Genomic DNA, 20,553 nt, shown 5'->3' with positions numbered 1-20,553 from the left:
TTTTTACTCAATTTATCCTCTTTTGCCTAATTCAATTACTTCCAAGTTGTCAATTTTACCCGAATCTACGGTAAATCTCAACATGGTTCTGATTTGATGAAATCCATGAATACCACAAGCGCCAGGATTCATATGCAACAAATTTAAGTTGCGATCGGGCATTACTTTTAATATGTGAGAATGTCCCGATATAAATAATTTCGGTGGATTTGCATAAATTTCTTCGCTAATAGCTGGACTGTATTTCCCTGGATATCCGCCAATATGGGTGATCAATACATCTACTCCTTCCACTTCAAAACGATTATTCAAAGGAAATTCTTTTCTAATTTCAGCATTATCAATGTTTCCAAAAACTGCACGAACTGGAGCAATTTTGGCTAATTGATCGGTTAGGTTTAAATCTCCAATATCACCAGCATGCCAGATTTCATCTGCTTGAGATGCAAAATCCAATATTCGTTCATCTATATAACTATGCGTATCTGATAAGAGCAAAATTTTCTTCAAAACACCTAAATTTGTACAAAACTAAATTGAATTCAAACACAAATGGGAAAAATAATCATTGTAATTGGGGTTTTGATTGTGATCATTGGATTGCTCATGCAGTTCACCAATCTAAATTTCAATTGGTTTGGAAGATTACCAGGTGATATACGAATTGAGAAACCTGGATTTCAATTTTCATTTCCAGTCGTTTCTTGCATTTTGATTTCCATTGCAATTTCTGCCGTTTTTTGGATTCTAAAAAAATTCCACCTATTCTAAGAAATTTCAAAACTTATTAGCAATATAAATCAATCAATTTCTTAGAAATCCTTAATTTTGCACCGCATAAAAATTACATATGGGAAGAGCTTTTGAATTTCGAAAAGGAAGAAAAATGAAACGTTGGGCAACAATGGCCAAAACGTTTACGAGAATTGGAAAAGATATTGTGATGGCTGTTAAAGAAGGCGGCCCCAACCCAGAAGCCAATTCGCGTCTTCGTGCTGTGATCCAAAATGCAAAAGCTGCCAATATGCCCAAAGAAAATGTTGAGCGCGCAATTAAAAAAGCAACCGATAAAGACACTGCCAACTTCAAAGAAGTTTTATTTGAAGGGTACGGTCCTCATGGAATTGCTGTTTTAATTGAAACTGCAACCGATAATAATAACCGTACCGTAGCCAACATTCGTTCTTATTTCAATAAATGCAATGGGCAATTGGGAACACAAGGTTCCGTTGAATTTATGTTTGACCATATCTGTAACTTCACTGTTAATGGTGAAGGTTTAGGAATGGATTTGGAAGAATTAGAATTGGAATTGATCGACTTTGGTGCAGAAGAATTATTTGAAGAAGAAGGAAACGTTGTTGTCTATGCTCCTTTTGAAAGTTTCGGACAATTGCAGAAATATTTTGAGGAAAACAATATCGAAATCGTATCAAGTGGTTTTGACCGAATTCCTCAAGTTACCAAAGAATTAACAGAAGAACAACAAGCAGATTTAGATAAATTATTGGAAAAAATTGAAGAAGATGATGACGTGCAAAACGTTTTCACCACAATTGCCAATAACTAAATAAAACTAAAATATTTATCAAATGTTGGATGAAATGGATTCAAAACCATTTATCCAACATTTAAATTTAAATTTCTATCGTATGAATCTTAAGCAACAAACAGCAGAAATTCTCTCGCAAACAATTACAGAATTGTACAACTATAGTCCAGAAAGACTTGAGATTCAAAACACAAGGAAGGAATTTGAAGGCGAATATACCTTGGTGACATTTCCATTGATCAAAGAATTGAAAAAAAGTCCTGAACAAATCGGACAAGAAATTGGAAATGCCCTTTTGGAGAAAAAACAGATTTTGGCTTTTAATGTAGTCAAAGGCTTTTTGAATTTGAAATTTCCAGACGAATTCTGGTTAAAGAATTTTCAAGAAGATGCTCAAAATAAAGATTTTGGATTTATCAAAAATAACCCGAATGCGCAATCTGTAATGGTGGAGTACTCCTCGCCTAACACAAACAAACCAATTCACTTAGGGCATATCAGAAATAACTTATTGGGTTATTCGGTTGCTCAGATTTTCAAAGCTGCTGGAAACAAAGTTCAAAAAATTCAAATCATCAATGACCGCGGAATTCACATTTGCAAATCCATGCTTGCATGGGAGAAATTTGGAAATGGCGAAACTCCTGAATCTACAGGTATGAAAGGCGATCATTTGGTTGGAAAATACTATGTGGAATTTGACAAACATTACCGCGAAGAAATAAAAGAATTGGTAGCTGAAGGTCAATCGGAAGAAGATGCCAAAAAGAATGCTCCTTTGTTTTTGGAAGCACAAGAAATGTTGCGTCAATGGGAAGCTGGTGATGAACATGTACGTGAACTTTGGGCCAAAATGAATGGTTGGGTGTATGCTGGTTTTGGTGAAACCTATACTCGTTTGGGTGTAGATTTTGATCATTATCAATATGAAAGCAATACGTATTTGTTAGGAAAAGACTTAATCCAAAAAGGATTGGACGCTGGTGTATTTTATCAGAAAGAAGATGGTTCTGTTTGGATTGATTTGACTGGAGAAGGATTGGATGAAAAACTGGTTTTGCGTTCTGACGGAACCTCTGTCTATATGACCCAAGATTTGGGAACTGCAGTGGAACGTTTCGAAACGATGGATATAGACAAATTGATTTATGTTGTTGGAAACGAACAAGATTACCATTTCAAAGTACTTTTCTTAATCTTGAAGAAATTAGGATACAAATGGGCCGATACGTTGGAGCATCTTTCTTACGGAATGGTCAATTTACCCGATGGGAAAATGAAATCTCGTGAAGGAACCGTTGTTGATGCAGACGAATTGATGGAATCTATGTTTCAGACTGCAAAGGAGATTTCATCTGAATTAGGGAAATTGGATGATTATTCAGACGATAAGAAAAACGAATTGTATGAAATCATCGGTATGGGCGCTTTGAAATATTATATTTTAAAAGTAGACCCGAAAAAAGGAATCCTTTTCAATCCAAAAGAAAGTGTGGATTTCAATGGAAATACAGGGCCGTTCATTCAATATACCTATGCAAGAATCCAATCAATTTTACGCAAACAAGAACCTGCAACTTTTAATTTGAATGAAATTCAGTTGAATGAAGCTGAAATTGAGATATTACGTCATTTGTACAATTTAGAAGAGACAATTCAGAAAGCAGCGGAAGATTTAAGCCCAGCTTTAATTGCGAATTATGTTTATGATTTGGTGAAGCTATTTAATTCGTTTTATCAGAATAATCCCATCTTAAAAAACGAAAATGAAAATTTAACAAATTTCAGATTGCAGCTAAGTAAGCTTGTATCTATAGTGATTATGAATGCTTTAGATTTACTTGGAATACAGGCACCTGAAAAAATGTAAGACAAATAATGTCTTATATTTTATTATATGAAAATAAATTATTAAATTTGAGCAATATAAAAAGCTTAATAGCTTTTTCATAGGTTTAGGTTGGTTAAGGTTAGCTCCTCTTTCGCAAGAAATGAGGAGTTACTTTTTTATATACTTTATAGTTTTCATTTCAGCTTAAGTTCGCTACATTTGTTAGAAAAATTACAAGGTTATGACAACAAAATACGAGCAAATTCCCTCAGAACTTTTTATAAAAAACAGAGCTAAATTTTCAAAAGCATTGGCGCCAAAATCTTTGGCAGTATTTAATTCGAACGATATTTATCCAATCAGTGCAGATAGCACCATCCCTTTTCAACAACATAGAGATATCTTTTATCTTTCAGGAGTAGATCAAGAGGAAAGTATTTTGGTTATTTTTCCAGATGCATACGAGGAAAAACATCGAGAGATTTTATTTTTAAAAGAAACCAATGATCATATTGCGGTTTGGGAAGGGGAAAAACTTTCCAAGGAACAAGCATTTGAGGTTTCTGGAATTAAAACCGTTTATTGGTTGCAAGATTTCCCTAAAATATTTCGTCAATTGATGAACGAAGCTGAAAATGTGTATATCAATACCAACGAACATTATAGAGCAACCGTTGAAGTTGAAACTCGTGAAGATCGTTTCATCAAAAAATTGAAGCAAGATTATCCAGGTCATACCTACTTACGTAGCAATCCTATATTGCAACGATTACGTTCCATCAAAGAAGCAGAAGAGTTGGAATTGATCCAACGTGCTTGTGATATTACCGAAAAAGGTTTTAGAAGAATTTTGAATTTCGTAAAACCTGGCGTTTGGGAATATGAAATTGAAGCAGAATTTGCCCATGAATTCTTGAGAAATCGTTCCAAAGGATTTGCGTATACACCTATTATTGGTAGCGGATACAATTCAAACGTATTGCACTATATCCAAAACAATCAACAATGTCAGGATGGTGATATCTTATTATTGGATGTTGGCGCGGAATATGCAAACTATGCATCTGATATGACACGAACTATTCCAGTGAATGGTCGTTATTCTGATCGTCAAAAGCAAATTTACAATGCGGTTTTAAATTGTAAGATTGAAGCTGAAAAGCTTTTGGTGGCTGGAAACAATTGGTATGATTATCACAAAGAAATGGGGAAGGTCTATACTTCTGCCCTATTGGATTTAGGTTTGATCGACAAAGCCGATGTTCAAAATGAAGATCCGAATTGGCCAGCCTACAAAAAATACATGATGCATGGAACTTCTCATCATATGGGTTTAGACACGCATGACTACGGAATTTTGTCGGACAAATTTGTCGAAGGAATGGTGTTCACAAATGAACCTGGATTCTATATTCCTGCAGAAAATTTAGGGGTTCGTATTGAAGATGATTATGTGATTCAAGCTTCAGGTGCTCCTAAAAATCTAATGAAAAATATTCCAATCACCGTTGAGGAAATTGAAGAAATTATGAATTCTTAAAAATTCAATACCCCTTTATGAACCGTTTCTGATGCAACATTGGAAACGGTTTTTTATTTAATTTAACCTTACTTTTAGATAAAATCCTTAAGTTTAGTACAATATTTGAATTGATTATCACATGAAAAATTATATGATCCTTTCGTTATTCGGTATTCTATTAAGTTGCAATGCGCAAGAAACACAGAATTATGTTTTGAAAGCCGTTAACTATGACGAGTTGAAATCAGTTATACAACAAGAAGACGATAAATTGTATGTCGTAAATTTTTGGGCAACATGGTGCAAACCTTGTATCGAAGAACTTCCAGCATTTATGGCTGTCAATGAACAATTCAAAGATGATCCCAATTTCAAAATGATTTTGGTTTCTATGGATAGCAAAAAACAATTGGACACGAAAGTCAAAAATTTCATCGAAAAAAATAAAATGAAGGTCGATGTCTATCTTTTGGATGACAATAAACGGATGAACGAATGGATTCCTGCTACAGATCCTTCTTGGAGTGGTGCGATTCCTGCCACTGTGTTTTACAAAAATGGTAAGAAAGTACATTTCAAAGAATTGGAAATGACTCAATTTGAATTAGAAGATATTATTGAAGAAAATTTATAAGTATGAAACAGTTAATTTTATTACTATCCAGCAGCTTTTTATTGGCGAATTGCAATGCCAAAGAAAGCCCTAAAAATAACGATCCAGTTTCTCCGAAGATGGAAACGAAAAAGGAAGAATCGAATGCTTTTAAAGGATATTCGATTGGAGATGAAGCTACTGATTTCAAACTTAAAAATATAGATGATCAATTTGTTTCCCTAGCCGATTATCCAAACGCAAAAGGATTCATTGTGATTTTCACTTGTAATCATTGTCCGTATGCTGTAGCTTATGAAGATCGAATTATCGCTTTGGATAAAAAATACAAAGATTTAGGGTATCCAGTAATTGCAATCAATCCAAATGATCCAACAGTCCAGCCAGAAGATAGTATGGAAATGATGAAAGTTCGTGCACAAAAAAAAGGGTTTACATTTCCGTATTTGTTAGACGAAGGACAAGCAATTTATCCGCAATATGGCGCTACCAAAACGCCACATGTATTTTTACTGAACAAAGAAAACGGTAAAAACATTGTCAAATACATTGGAACAATTGACGATAATTACTCAGACGAAAAAGATGTTTCGACCAAATATGTTGAAAATGCGGTTGATGCTTTACTAAATGGAAAGAAAGTTCCTCTTGAAACAACGGTTGCAATTGGATGTACGATAAAAGTGAAGAAATAAGAAAAAAGCCCTTTCAAAGGGCTTTTTTTATGTTGTGTAAATTCGATCAAATATCAATTTGGATGCGTTTCCATTTCCAAAAGGGTTGATCCAATTATTGATAGAAGTCGAATTCTTTTCTCGATAGAATTCCTCTTTGATTCTTTCAACATCTGTTCCGACTAAAATTCCACAACCACAATCTACAACTTCTGGACGTTCTGTTTCATTTCGTAAAACAAGTACTCTTTTACCCAATGTAGGAGCTTCTTCTTGAATTCCACCCGAATCAGAAATAATCAACATGGTCTTAGCCATTAGTTTTACCGCTTCGATATAATCCAAAGGTTCAGAAAATTTCAAGTTTGCAGGTGTATTTTCAAAATATCCTAAAATGGTTGAACGTGTATTCGGATTTGAATGTAGACTCCAAATAAAATCAATATCTGGATTTTCAACCGCTAATTCACTTATGGCTCTACAAATATTCTGCATTGGTTCACCAATGTTTTCGCGTCTATGTGCCGTGATAAATACTTGATTAGACTTCGTTAGTTCAATCGATTCTTTTTCTAACACATAATGCAACAAATCAATGATGGTGTTTCCTGTCACTTGAATTTGCTCATCAAAAATTCTTTCGGCTAATAAATTATTTTTGGATGCTTGAGTCGGCGCAAAATGAATGGAGGTTCCCAAGGACACCACTCTCCTATTGTATTCTTCTGGAAAAGGCAATCGAATGTCTGTCGTTCGCAGTCCTGCTTCAATATGGTAAAATTCAATTTTCTCTACAAAAGATACAATGGACGAAGCCAAAACCGTAAACGTATCGCCTTGAGCAATTAACTTGTTCACCTTATTGGCTTTGACTGTATTGGAAATGTCATTGATAAGTTGTGCAATTAGGTTAGAATTGGAAAATTCGTTTGATTGTACTTCCAATCGAAAATCAGGTTGAAAATTGAAAAGATTCTCCATATTACTCAAAAGTTCAACATGTTGCCCTGTATTGATTGTAATAAAAGGAATTGTTCTTTTCTTTGCTTCCAAGATCAAAGGAAAAACTTTTAAAAATTCGGGTCTTGTCCCATATACAATTGCAAGCATTAGCGAAGAATTTTCTTTTTTAATTTTTGAATGGAATAATTGATAATCGTTTTCAATGGAATTTTATCCAAAATATCTTCAATCGCAAAATCTTTTCGGACTTCTGTAAAGTTGAAAATAATTCTAGAATCTTTTAATGTAAGGAATTCTGAGATTTTATAGTGATGATGAACCTGATCTTTAAATGGGTTTGGGGTATCTCTTTTATGCCATGTACCAATGAAATGATGCGTTGCATAGTTCTTAGGTAAATCCAAACAGAAATGTGTAGATGGATAAATAACAATTCCATCCTCTAAATGTTGTTCTTCGTCTAGATTGGGATCCACTTTGTAATGATTGACCAATAGATCTGACACAAAAACTGTATTAGTCGTCAAATCAAAATCGGTTTTGGCGTTGTAAAAATCAATTACCTTCAATGGCCAAGGATGTCCTTTTTCGGTTGCCCAAAGTGCGGTAAATGGAGAGCCTTTTATTTCAAATCCTGAAAATGCACGATGGTGTAAAAATTCATCCAAAGGCAATTTCACTTCCACATCTATATCCATATAAATGCCACCCATTTCATACAAAGCCAAAGCTCTTGCATAATCTGAAACAAATGCCCATTGATTTTGTTTCACGGCCAATTGTACATATTCACAAATATTGAAATCAAAATTGGATTCATTCCACTCGATAATTTGGTAATCGGGCAAATACTTTTTCCAACTTTCTAAACAGATTTCAAAGGATTCAGGTTTGGGCTTGCCTCCAAACCAGCAATAATGGATTATTTTTGGGATCATGATTTGGAATTAGCTTTCATATATAAAAATACACCTGAAGTAATTATTTTCGATTTATTTTCATTAAAAATCCAGCGATGCAAAGGTTGTTTTCTATAATTCCCCTTAATTCCCAATTCTTTCAAGATAGTGTCTATAATATGATTTTCCATTATATCATCATAAATGATCTCTAGTTGATGGGTATTTTTGAACCTACTAATCAAATTCCCCATTATTTTATTATCATAAAAATGATGAACTTCAACCAGGATATCAGTATTTTTTTGCCAAGGGTATTGATCTGGTAAAAGCAAAAAATCTTCTGCTCCTTCACAATCAATTAGTAAAAAATCAATTTTTTCATTCCATTTTTCTAATATTTCCGCTGTTGCCTCTTGATAAAATTTATACGGTTTAAGATTATTTAGGCTTATCCAAGATTCCAAAAATGGAAAAAACTTTTCATCCATTTCAAAAACATACATGTTTTCGGGTCTTAAAAAATTACTTAATCCAGCTGGATAATATCCTTTATGACCACCAATCACCATAATATTGTCAATTTTCCTTGACGGTAAAGTCGAAATTACTTTGTGTAAGGCAAATTCGTACAAACCTAAGGATTCAGCTAGTTTAAATTCCTTTTGAACAATAGTTGGAATTTTAAGACCTGCAAATGGTCCTGTATATATTTGGTGACCGATTTTTTCTAAAACGAGTTGATTCGTTTCAGTTTCTGAAAGATTTTTTACAAAAAATCTCTTTTTTATATAATTAATCATATGCTAGGTTTTGTAATTTGACCATTGACTGGAATTTAGAAGACTTTTGATAAAGTTCTTCATAGGATCCAAATTCAACAATTTTTCCATTTTCCATCAGAAAAATAATATCTGTATTTTTAATTGTGGATAATCTATGAGCGATAATCACCATAGTTGCCTTACCCGATAAATTATCGATTTGTTCTTTTATGTATTTTTCTGTTTCAGAATCTAAGGCTGAAGTTGCTTCATCTAGAATTATTAAATCTATATCTTTATATAATTCTCGAGCAATTGAAATTCTTTGCTTTTGACCTCCAGAAATCAATATTCCATTACTCCCCAAAGGTAAATCTTCATTATTGTCATGAGCTTCAAAAAATTCTTTCAAAGATGCTCTTTCTATCACCTTCCAAAATTTCGCTAGATTTTCATCATTCTTCTCTTGCCAAAATGTAATATTATTGAATAAGGTATCATCAAAAATAACAGGTTCTTGCGTCACATAACCTACCTTATTACGAAAGGATTTGATATCAATCTGAGAAATTTGTTCTCCATCTATAATAACTTGCCCTGATTTTGGTTCGATCAATCCACCAATGATATTTGCTAATGTTGTTTTACCGGCACCGCTTTCTCCGACTAAAGCGATCGAACTTTTATTTTTTATAGTTATGTTAATAGAATCAAGAATTTTTCGATCACCATAACTGAAATTTAAATCCTTTATTTCTATAGCACCAATTCTAGAAATTTTATTGTGTCCTTTTGGTTCACTAAAAGTTGAGAACGAATGCATCATGCTATCAATGGAAAATTTGGCTGGAATATTTGCCAAAAACTTATTCCAAAATCCTTGAAAAGTCGTCAAATGATTTAAAGACCTGTAAAATAACAAAATAGCTGCCATCATGTGAATCATATTTCCATTAAGGAAATACAATTGAACAACCATCACAATAGATATTATTAGAATAATCAATGGTTCCCGTAAATTATCTGAAATAGCTGAAATTCTTCCAATTTTATATTGGGTGTTCTCACTTAAAAGAATTTCCCTTTTTAATTTTTCATTATAAATTTCATAATAATTGGTCGCTTTTAGGTACTTGAAATTTATAATATTTTGAATTAAATAATTTTGAAAATTTCGACCAATGTTTGATAATTTTTGACCATAAATAGTGGTATAATGGTTCAAATATTTAAAGACAATATTTGTTAGTAATCCACCTATCACAACCAAAACAGCAAATTTCCAATCCGCAAAAATCGCCATGAAAACGTAAATCAACATCATGGAAATATTTTGCAAACAGGCCAAATAAATATTTATGGCAGAAATATAACGATTCGTTTCTGTCGTCATATTATTTTGGATATACCCTGAATCTACTTTAGAAAAACCCTCATAACTAAGCCTTTGTAAGGAGTCTATTAATTGAAATCTAATGGTTCTTGCCGATGATTGTTGAATTTTTATCGAAAGTAATGATCGTATATAGGCCATTATTCCTTTAACAAAAAACAACAAAACCATTAAAACTAAAACACTGATCAAATTGATCGGAACATTAAAATATTGAAATGCATTCACTATATATTCCATGTTTCCTAGTGATTGCGTATCATCATTTTTTATGGCAAAATATAACAACGGAATAAACATGACCAAACCTATCCCATCCAATAATCCAACAAAAAAATTGAAGATGACAAAAACGACTAAATTAGTACTTGATAATTTATTGAAATCTTTAAAATATTTAAATAATTTAAAATCCATTCTAATTGATCAATCTTTTCAAGTAATCGCCATAACCACTTTTTCCATATTTTTCGGCTGATTTTAGTAATTGGTTTTCATCAATAAAATTTAGCCGATAAGCGATTTCTTCAATACAGCTAATTTTAAATCCTTGTCTTTTTTCTAGTATTCGAACAAATTCGGAAGCTTCGTGTAAAGAATCAAAGGTTCCTGTATCTAACCAAGCTGTCCCACGTCCCATGATACCTACTTCCAATTCTCCATTTTCTAAATAGATTTTGTTGATGTCGGTAATTTCCAATTCACCTCGATGAGAAGGTTTTAAATTTTTCGCATATTCTACTACACGATTATCATAAAAATACAAACCAGGAACTGCATAATTGGATTTTGGATTTTCTGGTTTTTCTTCAATCGACAAAGCCTTAAAGTTTTCATCAAACTCAACCACTCCATAACGTTCAGGATCATGAACTTGATAGGCAAAAACACAACCACCTTTAATTTGGTTTTTACTTTGTAATAAAGGTTTTAAACCTGTTCCATAAAAGATATTATCTCCTAAAACCAAAGCGACAGAATCATCACCAATAAATTCTTCACCAATGATAAAAGCCTGTGCTAAACCATCGGGACTTGGTTGGGTTTTGTATTGAATAGTACAGCCGATTTGAGAACCATCTCCCAATAATTTTTGAAACAGTTCTGAATCTTGAGGCGTTGTTATAATCAAAATATCACGAATTCCAGCCAACAACAAAGTCGACAACGGATAGTAAATCATCGGTTTATCGTAAACTGGCATTAATTGTTTGCTAACCGAAATCGTTAACGGATATAAGCGAGTTCCAGAGCCTCCGGCTAAAATAATTCCTTTCATAGGTTTAGTTTGAGTATTGTTGATCGTAATATTTCTGATAATTACCAGACGTCACATTGTCTAACCATTCTTTGTTGTCCAAAAACCAATCGATGGTTTTACTTAAACCTTCTTCAAAAGTTACACTCGGTTTCCACCCCAATTCTTGATTGATTTTCGACGCATCAATTGCATAACGCAAATCATGACCAGGACGATCTTTCACAAAGGTGATTAATTTTTCACTTTCCCCTTTCTCACGACCCAATTTCTCATCCATCTGGCGACATAGTTCTTTCACCAAATCAAGGTTCTGCCATTCGTTGAATCCTCCTACATTGTAATTTTCGGCATTTTTCCCTTCATGAAATACCAAATCAATCGCTTTTGCATGATCAATCACGTACAACCAATCACGTGTATATTTTCCGTCACCATAAATCGGAAGTGGTTTATAATTGATGATATTATGAATACATAAAGGTATTAATTTCTCTGGAAAATGATTGGGACCATAATTGTTAGAACAATTCGTCAAAACAATCGGTAAACCATAGGTATCGGCATAAGCTCTTACAAAATGATCGGAACTTGCTTTGGATGCTGAATACGGAGAATGAGGATCATATTTCGTTTCTTCTGTGAAGAATCCAGTTTCTCCTAATGCTCCGTATACTTCGTCCGTCGAAACATGATGAAAACGTTTTCCTTCATAATTTCCATTCCAAATTTTCTTTGAAGCATTCAATAAATTAACCGTCCCCAACACATTGGTTTTCACAAATTCTAAGGGTGATGTAATAGAACGATCTACATGTGATTCTGCAGCTAAATGAATTACACCATCAGGTTGATATTGTTCAAATATTTGATCGATTAAATGTTCGTCTGTAATATCTGCTTTAACGAAAATATAATTGGGCGAATTTTCAATATCTTTTAAATTTTCCAAATTGCCCGCATAGGTCAATGCATCTAGATTGATGATGGTATAAGAAGGATATTTCGTTACGAATTCACGCACGACGTGGGATCCAATAAATCCTGCTCCGCCCGTAATTAAAATAGTTTTTTTCATAGTTGTTGATTAATCGTTCCCAAACAAATCTCGGGTATAAACTTTATCTTTTACATCAGCCAAATCTTCCGTAAAACGATTCGTAATGATAACGTCACAATCTTGTTTAAATTTTTCAAGATCACGCACAACTTTTGAACCGTAAAAAGTATCTTCTTCTAAAACAGGTTCGTACACATAAACCTTAATGCCTTTGGCCTTGATTCTTTTCATAACTCCTTGAATCGCCGAAGCTCTAAAATTATCAGACCCTGCTTTCATCACCAATCGATATACTCCTACCTTTTTGGGTTTCAGAGCCAAAATAGAATCCGCAATAAAATCTTTTCTAGTTCGGTTTGCATCAACAATCGCACGAATCAAGTTATTGGGAACTGCATCATAATTGGCTAAAAGCTGTTTGGTATCTTTTGGCAAACAATAACCACCATATCCAAAAGATGGATTGTTGTAATGATCACCAATTCTTGGATCTAAACCTACTCCTTCAATGATTTGTTTACTATCCAACTGATAAATCTGCGCATAACTGTCCAATTCATTAAAGTAAGCAACACGCATCGCCAAATAGGTATTGGAAAACAATTTAATTGCCTCTGCTTCGGTTGGGTCGGTCATTAAAATTGGAATATCTTTTTTAATGGCTCCTTGCTTCAACAATTCCGCAAATTTTTCTGCTCTTTCTGATTTTTCACCAATGATAATACGAGACGGATATAAATTGTCGTACAATGCTTTTCCTTCTCGTAAAAATTCAGGAGAAAAAATGATATTCTCAAAATTTAGTTTAGTTTTCAAATCATTGGTAAACCCAACAGGAACTGTAGATTTAACAACAACATTTGCATTAGGATTATATTGGATTACATCTTGAATCACTGACTCAACACTCGAAGTATTGAAGTAATTGGTTTTTGGGTCATAATCCGTTGGTGTAGCTACGATGACAAATTCTGCATTTTCATACGCCTCTTTCTTATCCAAAGTAGCTTTGAAATGTAAAGGTTTGTTTTGCAAATATTCGGTGATTTCGGCATCTTCAATTGGAGATTTTTTGTTATTTAACATCTCCACCTTTTGAGGCACAACATCTAAGGCAATTACCTCATTGTTTTGTGCTAATAATACTGCATTGGATAAACCAACGTATCCTGTTCCTACAACAGCTATTTTCATCTGTTTATATTTTATATAAATGTTTGGTGCCAGATGAATTGCCCCTATCATTTAGTATGTAAACTTAGGACATTTCATAGTTTAAAATTGGCTTTGCAAAAGTAATACTTTAAGGTGAAATAACCCTATCTTAGCAGAAAATTAGAAAGATGTCTATCAACAAAGAAATCAAACGCATTACGACTGAAACTCTGAGAGGTATGAAGGGGGTTGAGAAAATTTCAATGTTAACTTCCTATGATTTTACAATAGCACAAATGGTTGATGCTGGAGGGATTGACGCTATTTTGGTGGGTGATTCTGCTTCCAATGTAATGGCGGGACACGAAACTACCCTACCTATTACCTTGGATCAAATGATTTACCATGCTCAATCTGTAGTTCGTGCTGCAAAAAGATGTTTGGTTGTCGTTGATTTACCTTTTGGTTCGTATCAATCAGATCCTCAAAAAGCTTTGGATTCTGCCGTTCGAATCATGAAAGAATCGGGTGCTCATGCAGTGAAATTAGAAGGTGGAAAAGAAATTGCTGAATCCATTTCAAGAATCATCAATGCAGGAATTCCAGTGATGGGACATCTAGGATTAACTCCACAATCGATTTATCAATTTGGAACCTACAAAGTTCGAGCGAAAGAAGAAGCTGAAGCACAAAAGTTGATGGATGACGCAAAACTATTAGAAGAATTAGGTGCGTTTTCACTGGTGATGGAAAAAATTCCAGCAGATTTAGCCAAAAAAGTAACGGAAAGTATCAATATCCCTACAATTGGCATCGGTGCTGGTCCAAATTGCGATGGCCAAGTTTTGGTTGTACACGATATGTTGGGTATGACACATGAATTCAAACCAAAATTTTTACGTCAATATTTGAATTTATACGACGAAATTACCAATGCCGTTCAACAATATGTTGCCGATGTCAAATCGGTAGATTTTCCAAACGAAAAAGAACAGTACTAATTTCCACATTGCCGATTAAATAGATTTGAATTTGAAACCGGAAATTTTATACGAGGATAATCACCTTTTGGTGGTGAATAAAAAAGCAGGTGAATTAGCGCAAGGAGACGAAACTGGAGATGTACCTTTGATTGAATCCTTAAAAGATTTTATAAAAGTTCGTGATCATAAACCAGGGAATGTATTTCTCGGATTGATTCATAGACTTGATCGTCCTACTTCTGGAATATTGGTTTTTGCTAAAACAAGTAAAGCCTTAACGCGAATGAATGAATTGTTCAAAACCAGAGACGTACAAAAAACCTACTGGGCTTTAGTTGAAGGAAAACCTGAAAAGAGTTTCGAACGTTTGGAACATTATCTTCGCAAAAATCAAAAAAACAACAAAGTTTCCGTATTTACCAAACCTACTCCAGAAGCTAAAAATGCTATTTTGGAATACAAATTATTGGGGAATTTGGATCACTATTCATTGCTTGAAGTAGATTTATTTACGGGTCGCTCACATCAAATCCGTTCGCAACTTAGCTTTATTGGTCATTCCATCAAAGGCGATTTGAAATATGGAGCGAAAAGGTCCAATCCCGATGGCAGCATTTCCTTACATGCTAGAAGAATTGAATTTAACCATCCTGTTACCAAAGAAAAACTAACCATCATTGCACCACCACCTAAAGACAAAATTTGGAATGAATGTCTTAAATTTGAATTTAATTAAATCCTTATGAATCGACTCTTTTACAGAATCGTCTATACCTTCTCTCTTTTGCCTTTTTCTATCTTGTATGGATTTTCATGGATTTTGTATGTTTTGTTGAATTATGTAATTGGATACAGAAGAAAAGTTATTTATCACAACATTAAAAATTCCTTTCCAGAAAAGTCCGATAAAGAAATCAAGGAAATTCAGAAAAAGTTTTACAAGAACTTCTCCGATTATTTGGTGGAAACCTTGAAAACTTTATCCATTTCAATAGAGGAACTGAACAAACGACATACGTTTACCAACATAAAATTGTTCCGAAAATATGAATTGGAAGGACGAAATGTCATGATGATGGCTGGCCATATTTTCAATTGGGAATGGTTTGTTTCAACTGGTCCAAATGTCCAAACACCTACAACTGTAGCGGTATACCATAAGGTGAAAAATAAATTTTGGAACGAACAAATTAACAATATCAGAGGAAAATTTGGAACCGTTCAATTGGACATGAAGCATACGCCAAGATTTATGATGTCTGCTCCAAATGATGGCAGTCACGCCTATTTATTTGTCGCCGATCAAAGTCCAAAAAAGTCCGCAATTCATTATGATTTGGAATTTCTAAACCAAACGACACCCGTTTTTGTCGGATTTGACAAAATTGCGATGAAGAAAAATATGGCGGTTTTATTTTGCAAAATGGTCAAAGTGAAACAAGGCTATTATCATACAACCTTTGAAGAAATTTTACCTGATGGTGATAAATTTGAGGAATATGAAATAGTCCACAAATTCTTTGAGAAATTAGAAATTACAATCAAAGAAAATCCCGATAATTGGTTGTGGAGCCACAAACGTTGGAAATATAAAAAAGGAATCGACTATTGAAAACAGCTATTGCCATATTGAATTGGAATGGTCGAAATTTATTAGAAGAATTTTTACCTTCTGTCGTTGAACACTCAACAGAAGCAGATATTTATGTCATTGACAATGCTTCAACAGACTCATCTTTGGAATTCATTTCATCCAATTATCCCAACATAAAAATCATTCAACTCGATGATAATTACGGATACGCAATCGGTTATAACAAAGGAATTCAGAAGATTCTAGCATTAGATTCATCGATTGAAATTTTCTGTTTATTGAATTCCGATGTGAAAGTTTCCCAAAATTGGTTAGCTCCTATTCTAAATTTGTTTCAAACTGATTCATCCATTGCAGCGATTCAGCCCAAAATCTTGGACTATAAAAATCCGTCCAAATTTGAATATGCAGGAGCTGGAGGCGGATTCATTGACAATTATGGTTTTCCATTTTGTCGAGGAAGAGTTTTTTGGACATTAGAAGAAGACAAAGGACAATTCAACGATACAACTCAAGTATTTTGGGCTTCTGGAGCTTGTATGTTCATTAGAACGAAAGACTTTTTGGAGCAACAAGGATTTGACGAAGGATTCTTTGCCCATATGGAAGAAATTGATTTGTGTTGGCGATTGAACAATGCTGGTAGAAAAATTTATTACTGTGGTGAATCAACCGTTTACCATTTAGGTGGAGGAACTTTGAAAAACAATTCCGCAAGAAAAACCTATTTAAATTTCCGAAACAGCCTATGGATGTTGGTTAAAAATCTTCCTGCCTGGAAAGCTTTTCCTTTTGTTTTTCTGCGCTTGAGTCTGGATGGAATTACAGGAATCGTATTTCTTTTTTATGAAGGATTTCCTCATTTTTGGGCAGTTATAGATTCACACTTTGGCTTCTATAAACGATTGTTCCATTACATGAATTTGAGAAAACCGGGAATTTCTGGTTATTCCGATAAAAAACTGATTCCTTTCCAATATTTCATTCAGAAACGGAAATTTTATAAGGATTTGAAATAAATCTAATAGTTCACTTCAATTATTCCCAATAAAGAACTTATTGATACACAAATGAAAATCAAAGCAATCATACATAAAAAGGATAATACTAAATAATTTAATTTATTTTCTGATGAAATAATAAATTCACGAGGATTGTTCTGATTGTAAGTGACTTCTACAGTTTGATTTATTTTATTTCTATAGGTTCTAATTTTACTTAAATCAGTGGCAAAATAAAATGCTGGTTTTTCACAAATCTCAATACCATCCTTAGTAAAAAAAGAAAGTTTTGGTTCCTTATATCCATATTCAACTATCTCATATTTTACAATTTTAGCATTTGCAAAAACGGGATTATTGTGGATTCTTTTTAAAATCAAAAAATACTTAAAAATGAAGTATAACAAATATGATCCTAATAGTATTCCACAAATTATGGGTTTATAGAACATGAAGAATATAAAGCCTACAACAAATATTACTTCAAACCAATTTTGTTGAATATATTTTAAAATCGAGTTCAACACAAGAAATCAAACTTCACCCAATTTGGTAGCAATCGTATTGATGAAATTCGTCAAAGGACCTTTAGCCATCATTTCAATCATCATATTGAATTTACCTTCGAAATCCAAACTAACATCAGAAGATTGTTCATCAACGGGATCAATATTGATGGTTAAGTAATATTCGAAATTTGGAGAAGGTGATTCAAAAACCAAACGAGAAGGCTCGGTAGATTCTTTTAATTTCATTCCCACCTTTGGCAAATTCCCTATTTGAACCGCAAATCCTTTTCCCGATTCATGGATTTCAAATGATTTGGTATCATCTGGCATCAATTGACGATAGTTTTCCATATTGGATAGAAAAGCAAAAGTTTCTTCCTGATTTTTTGAAAAACGTGTTTTATTTGTATTTACATTCATTACCGTTGAAATTTAATTATCTTTGTTAGCAAATGGTTTCAAATGTACAAAGTTTTTTACAATGAAAAAGCCCTAATCCTCACCGAAAAACCATTGGGAAACCTTAAAACCTTAAAATTTAACACAGAAAATCAATTTGATGAAGCGATTGATATTTTAAAAAATACTTCATTAAATGAAATCAACATTTTTCATCATAATCTTGAAAAACTTTGGAATACCTTCCAAGCAAATTTTCACTATTTAGAAGCGGCTGGTGGAGTCGTGAAAAATCAAAATGACGAATATTTATTCATTCATCGATTGGGGAAATGGGACTTGCCAAAAGGCAAAGTGGAAGAAGGAGAAACCATAGAAACTGCCGCTGTAAGAGAAGTTGAAGAAGAATGTGGCATCAATAATTTGGTACTAAATGAACATCTTACAACAACCTACCATATTTATTTTCAGGACAATCTTAAATTAAAAGCTACCTATTGGTATGCAATGGATTACCATGGAAATGAAACTTTAATTCCACAATTAGATGAAGGTATTGGCATTGCAGAATGGAAACCCAAAACAGATTTCCCTAAAATTTACACCCAAACCTACGAAAACATCAAAATCGTTCTCGACTTAATTTGATGGAACAATCAATTTCCCAATTCTCGATACGGGTCCCATACAACCTGCGTCAGATTTGTGACAAGTGATACAACTGTTCACAACATTATTGTAGAATAATTTTCGATTTGGGTCGTTTGCATTTGCCTCATATAAAACCTTTAAATTTTGAAGGTACAAATCAGAAAAGCGCATAAACTCCTCCGTTCGATCAAATCCATCCGACAATTTTGCCGTATGAATTTTCGTAAATTCCTTGGGAAATTCACCCATTTCACCACCTTCAAGAACAGCATTTCGTTTATCAGCCAGCTCATCATACATCTTTTCCATCAACAAGGCCATTTCAGAAAATTCGTAAATATCCTGAAAACTACTCGAGGTTTTCTCCTTCTCAACTTCCTTTTGAGAACAAGAAAGAAGGACAAAACCTACAAGTATATAAGCGCTTAGTTTTTGAATCATGAAGCTTTTTTCTTGATTAAAACCCCATCAGCCATAAAAGTATATTCCACCTTTGGTTCTGTAATCTGTGCAATTTCTTCATCAGACTTCCCACCATCTTTTGCATAATGTTTCAATTCCTCAACTGTCGTTTCTTCTTTTTTCGCAATTCCTTTTATGATTGCTTCAGAACCTTCCGAGTCCATCGGAACAAAGAATTCATAATCTTTAAAACGAACAAAAGTCTCCGTTTCTGGCTGACCTAAATCCATTTTCATCCAACATCCTTTCTTTTTACATACCGATTGAATCGTTCCTTTGAAAGCAATTTCAACCGAATCACCAACAGACAATTTTTCATATTCTTTCAACATTTCTTCTGCTGATAAAGCACCATCTGCCGAAATTTCCGCACCAAAAGATTCATATTGAGAAGCATCTGCCACTTCAATTTCCTCCGTTTTGATTCCTTCCTTCACTTCCTGTTTACAGGAAACTATAGCAGCTCCCAATACCAGAGCCAAAATAAATTTTTTCATCAAGTTCATTTTTTTACAAATATAATCCAATAAATGATTTTCCCTTCATTCCTAAAAATAAACCAATTCCAAAGTCTCACGAGAATCGCATATTTTCATTCAATCCATCCCTATATTCAAATATTAAATTCTGGGCGGCTCTCGTTGGATAGACAAGTAAGGATTATAAAGAAGTCAAAAGCCAACGAGACCGGGCTGTCTGTTGCAACTCCTCGCCTCCTTCGTCGTCTGTGGGGTTTCCACGCCCATCCCTGCCGCGAGCTTAAATAAATTTGTGATTTAAGATTTTAGATTTCTGATTGTTGACAACCGATATTTCAATAAAACGGTTCCTGAGCATTTGATATTAAGAGGAGAAACGCAGTTTCAGTAAGTAAACCAGTTCCTGAGCATTTGATATTAAGAGGAGAAACGCAGTCTCGGTAAGTAGACCAATTCCTGAGCATTTGATATTAAGAGGAGAAACGCAGTCTCGGTAAGTAGACCAATTCCTGAGCATTTGATATTAAGAGGAGAAACGAAGTTTCAGTAGGTAGACCAGTCTCCTGTCATCCAGAACGTAGTGATGGATCTACCTATTACTTGCTACCAGATACTTGCTACCAGATACTTGCTACCAGATACTTGATACTTACTACCAAAGTATATAGCAAAAAAAATCCCCATCTGCGTAAGCAAATGAGGATTTGATAAAAGATAGGCGGCGACTGTATTTTACCCTGAGCTTGTCGAAGGGCTCCCACTTTCGTAGCCCCGATAACTATCGGGGTCGG

Annotated in this window: 23 protein-coding genes; 11 read left to right on the top strand and 12 right to left on the bottom strand. The window is 33.9% G+C overall.

Annotation, left to right across the window (positions count from 1 at the left end):
• Nucleotides 1–12 precede the first annotated feature (12 nt).
• Complete coding sequence (locus ABID46_RS10835) at nucleotides 13–510, bottom strand: metallophosphoesterase family protein (RefSeq protein WP_354509971.1); 498 nt, start codon at nucleotides 508–510, stop codon at nucleotides 13–15.
• Between the two features lie 42 nt (nucleotides 511–552).
• On the opposite strand from ABID46_RS10835, the gene ABID46_RS10830 reads away from it, so the two are divergent.
• The 6 genes from ABID46_RS10830 (at nucleotide 553) to ABID46_RS10805 (ending at nucleotide 6,213) form a co-directional block, all read left to right on the top strand.
• Nucleotides 553–771 carry a DUF2905 domain-containing protein gene (locus ABID46_RS10830; protein WP_354509969.1) on the top strand — a complete coding sequence of 73 codons (219 nt, stop codon included), beginning with the start codon at nucleotides 553–555 and terminating at the stop codon, nucleotides 769–771.
• 79 nt (nucleotides 772–850) lie between these two features.
• On the top strand, nucleotides 851–1,570 hold the full coding sequence (locus tag ABID46_RS10825; protein WP_354509967.1) for a YebC/PmpR family DNA-binding transcriptional regulator: 720 nt from the start codon (nucleotides 851–853) through the stop codon (nucleotides 1,568–1,570).
• Between the two features lie 82 nt (nucleotides 1,571–1,652).
• Nucleotides 1,653–3,422 (top strand): arginine--tRNA ligase, encoded by a 1,770-nt coding sequence (argS, locus tag ABID46_RS10820; protein ID WP_354509965.1) that lies wholly within the window; start codon nucleotides 1,653–1,655, stop codon nucleotides 3,420–3,422.
• 202 nt (nucleotides 3,423–3,624) lie between these two features.
• Nucleotides 3,625–4,923, top strand: a complete 1,299-nt coding sequence (locus ABID46_RS10815) for an aminopeptidase P N-terminal domain-containing protein (RefSeq protein WP_354509963.1) — start codon at nucleotides 3,625–3,627, stop codon at nucleotides 4,921–4,923.
• Between the two features lie 121 nt (nucleotides 4,924–5,044).
• The gene (locus tag ABID46_RS10810) at nucleotides 5,045–5,539 is read left to right on the top strand and encodes a TlpA family protein disulfide reductase (RefSeq protein WP_354509961.1); all 495 of its coding nucleotides are present in this window, start codon (nucleotides 5,045–5,047) and stop codon (nucleotides 5,537–5,539) included.
• 98 nt (nucleotides 5,540–5,637) lie between these two features.
• Nucleotides 5,638–6,213 (top strand): thioredoxin family protein, encoded by a 576-nt coding sequence (locus tag ABID46_RS10805; RefSeq protein WP_354510031.1) that lies wholly within the window; start codon nucleotides 5,638–5,640, stop codon nucleotides 6,211–6,213.
• A gap of 27 nt (nucleotides 6,214–6,240) precedes the next feature.
• On the opposite strand, the gene wecB is transcribed toward ABID46_RS10805, so the two are convergent.
• Genes wecB through ABID46_RS10770 form a run of 7 tightly spaced genes read right to left on the bottom strand, consistent with a single transcriptional unit; the run spans nucleotide 6,241 to nucleotide 13,723 of the window.
• A complete protein-coding gene (gene wecB, locus ABID46_RS10800) occupies nucleotides 6,241–7,302 on the bottom strand; it encodes a non-hydrolyzing UDP-N-acetylglucosamine 2-epimerase (RefSeq protein ID WP_354509959.1) in 1,062 nt (353 codons plus the stop codon).
• Entirely contained in the window at nucleotides 7,302–8,093 is a 792-nt protein-coding gene (locus tag ABID46_RS10795; RefSeq protein ID WP_354509957.1) for a glycosyltransferase family 32 protein, read from the bottom strand. Before ABID46_RS10795 ends, wecB begins: the two co-directional genes overlap by 1 nt.
• A complete protein-coding gene (locus ABID46_RS10790; RefSeq protein WP_354509955.1) occupies nucleotides 8,090–8,857 on the bottom strand; it encodes a hypothetical protein in 768 nt (255 codons plus the stop codon). Before ABID46_RS10790 ends, ABID46_RS10795 begins: the two co-directional genes overlap by 4 nt.
• Complete coding sequence (locus ABID46_RS10785; RefSeq protein ID WP_354509953.1) at nucleotides 8,850–10,628, bottom strand: ABC transporter ATP-binding protein; 1,779 nt, start codon at nucleotides 10,626–10,628, stop codon at nucleotides 8,850–8,852. The genes ABID46_RS10790 and ABID46_RS10785 overlap by 8 nt, the downstream gene beginning before the upstream one ends.
• 1 nt (nucleotide 10,629) lies before the next feature.
• Nucleotides 10,630–11,490, bottom strand: a complete 861-nt coding sequence (gene rfbA, locus ABID46_RS10780; protein ID WP_354509951.1) for a glucose-1-phosphate thymidylyltransferase RfbA — start codon at nucleotides 11,488–11,490, stop codon at nucleotides 10,630–10,632.
• 4 nt (nucleotides 11,491–11,494) lie between these two features.
• Nucleotides 11,495–12,547: a dTDP-glucose 4,6-dehydratase gene (rfbB, locus tag ABID46_RS10775; protein ID WP_354509949.1), complete on the bottom strand. Its 1,053-nt coding sequence runs from the start codon at nucleotides 12,545–12,547 to the stop codon at nucleotides 11,495–11,497.
• A gap of 9 nt (nucleotides 12,548–12,556) precedes the next feature.
• Nucleotides 12,557–13,723 (bottom strand): nucleotide sugar dehydrogenase, encoded by a 1,167-nt coding sequence (locus ABID46_RS10770; RefSeq protein ID WP_354509947.1) that lies wholly within the window; start codon nucleotides 13,721–13,723, stop codon nucleotides 12,557–12,559.
• Between the two features lie 149 nt (nucleotides 13,724–13,872).
• Here ABID46_RS10770 and panB point away from each other — a divergent pair, with 149 nt between their 5' ends.
• The 4 genes from panB to ABID46_RS10750 are packed head-to-tail and all read left to right on the top strand — an operon-like array spanning nucleotide 13,873 to nucleotide 17,280.
• Nucleotides 13,873–14,685, top strand: coding sequence for a 3-methyl-2-oxobutanoate hydroxymethyltransferase (gene panB / locus ABID46_RS10765; RefSeq protein ID WP_354509945.1), 813 nt, complete (start codon nucleotides 13,873–13,875; stop codon nucleotides 14,683–14,685).
• Nucleotides 14,686–14,716: 31 nt separating this feature from the next.
• A complete protein-coding gene (locus ABID46_RS10760) occupies nucleotides 14,717–15,403 on the top strand; it encodes an RluA family pseudouridine synthase (RefSeq protein ID WP_354509943.1) in 687 nt (228 codons plus the stop codon).
• A 6-nt stretch (nucleotides 15,404–15,409) separates the two neighbouring features.
• Nucleotides 15,410–16,279, top strand: a complete 870-nt coding sequence (locus tag ABID46_RS10755) for a lysophospholipid acyltransferase family protein (protein WP_354509941.1) — start codon at nucleotides 15,410–15,412, stop codon at nucleotides 16,277–16,279.
• Entirely contained in the window at nucleotides 16,276–17,280 is a 1,005-nt protein-coding gene (locus tag ABID46_RS10750; protein ID WP_354509939.1) for a glycosyltransferase family 2 protein, read from the top strand. Before ABID46_RS10755 ends, ABID46_RS10750 begins: the two co-directional genes overlap by 4 nt.
• Nucleotides 17,281–17,282: 2 nt before the next feature.
• Here the strand turns inward: ABID46_RS10750 and ABID46_RS10745 are convergent, their stop codons facing one another.
• A complete protein-coding gene (locus ABID46_RS10745) occupies nucleotides 17,283–17,642 on the bottom strand; it encodes a DUF3592 domain-containing protein (RefSeq protein WP_354509937.1) in 360 nt (119 codons plus the stop codon).
• Nucleotides 17,643–17,795: 153 nt separating this feature from the next.
• Nucleotides 17,796–18,191 carry a hypothetical protein gene (locus ABID46_RS10740; protein ID WP_354509935.1) on the bottom strand — a complete coding sequence of 132 codons (396 nt, stop codon included), beginning with the start codon at nucleotides 18,189–18,191 and terminating at the stop codon, nucleotides 17,796–17,798.
• Between the two features lie 42 nt (nucleotides 18,192–18,233).
• Here ABID46_RS10740 and ABID46_RS10735 point away from each other — a divergent pair, with 42 nt between their 5' ends.
• On the top strand, nucleotides 18,234–18,818 hold the full coding sequence (locus ABID46_RS10735) for an NUDIX hydrolase (protein WP_354509933.1): 585 nt from the start codon (nucleotides 18,234–18,236) through the stop codon (nucleotides 18,816–18,818).
• Here the strand turns inward: ABID46_RS10735 and ABID46_RS10730 are convergent.
• Nucleotides 18,810–19,262, bottom strand: coding sequence for a hypothetical protein (locus tag ABID46_RS10730; RefSeq protein WP_354509932.1), 453 nt, complete (start codon nucleotides 19,260–19,262; stop codon nucleotides 18,810–18,812). The genes ABID46_RS10735 and ABID46_RS10730 overlap by 9 nt on opposite strands.
• Entirely contained in the window at nucleotides 19,259–19,780 is a 522-nt protein-coding gene (locus tag ABID46_RS10725) for a DUF4920 domain-containing protein (protein WP_354509930.1), read from the bottom strand. Before ABID46_RS10725 ends, ABID46_RS10730 begins: the two co-directional genes overlap by 4 nt.
• Nucleotides 19,781–20,553: the final 773 nt, after the last annotated feature.

The sequence above is a fragment of the Moheibacter stercoris genome (assembly GCF_040545805.1).
Classification (GTDB): Bacteria; Bacteroidota; Bacteroidia; order Flavobacteriales; family Weeksellaceae; genus Moheibacter; species Moheibacter stercoris.
Note: the sequence above shows the minus strand (reverse complement) of the source record. Positions and strands in the feature narration are given on the sequence as shown.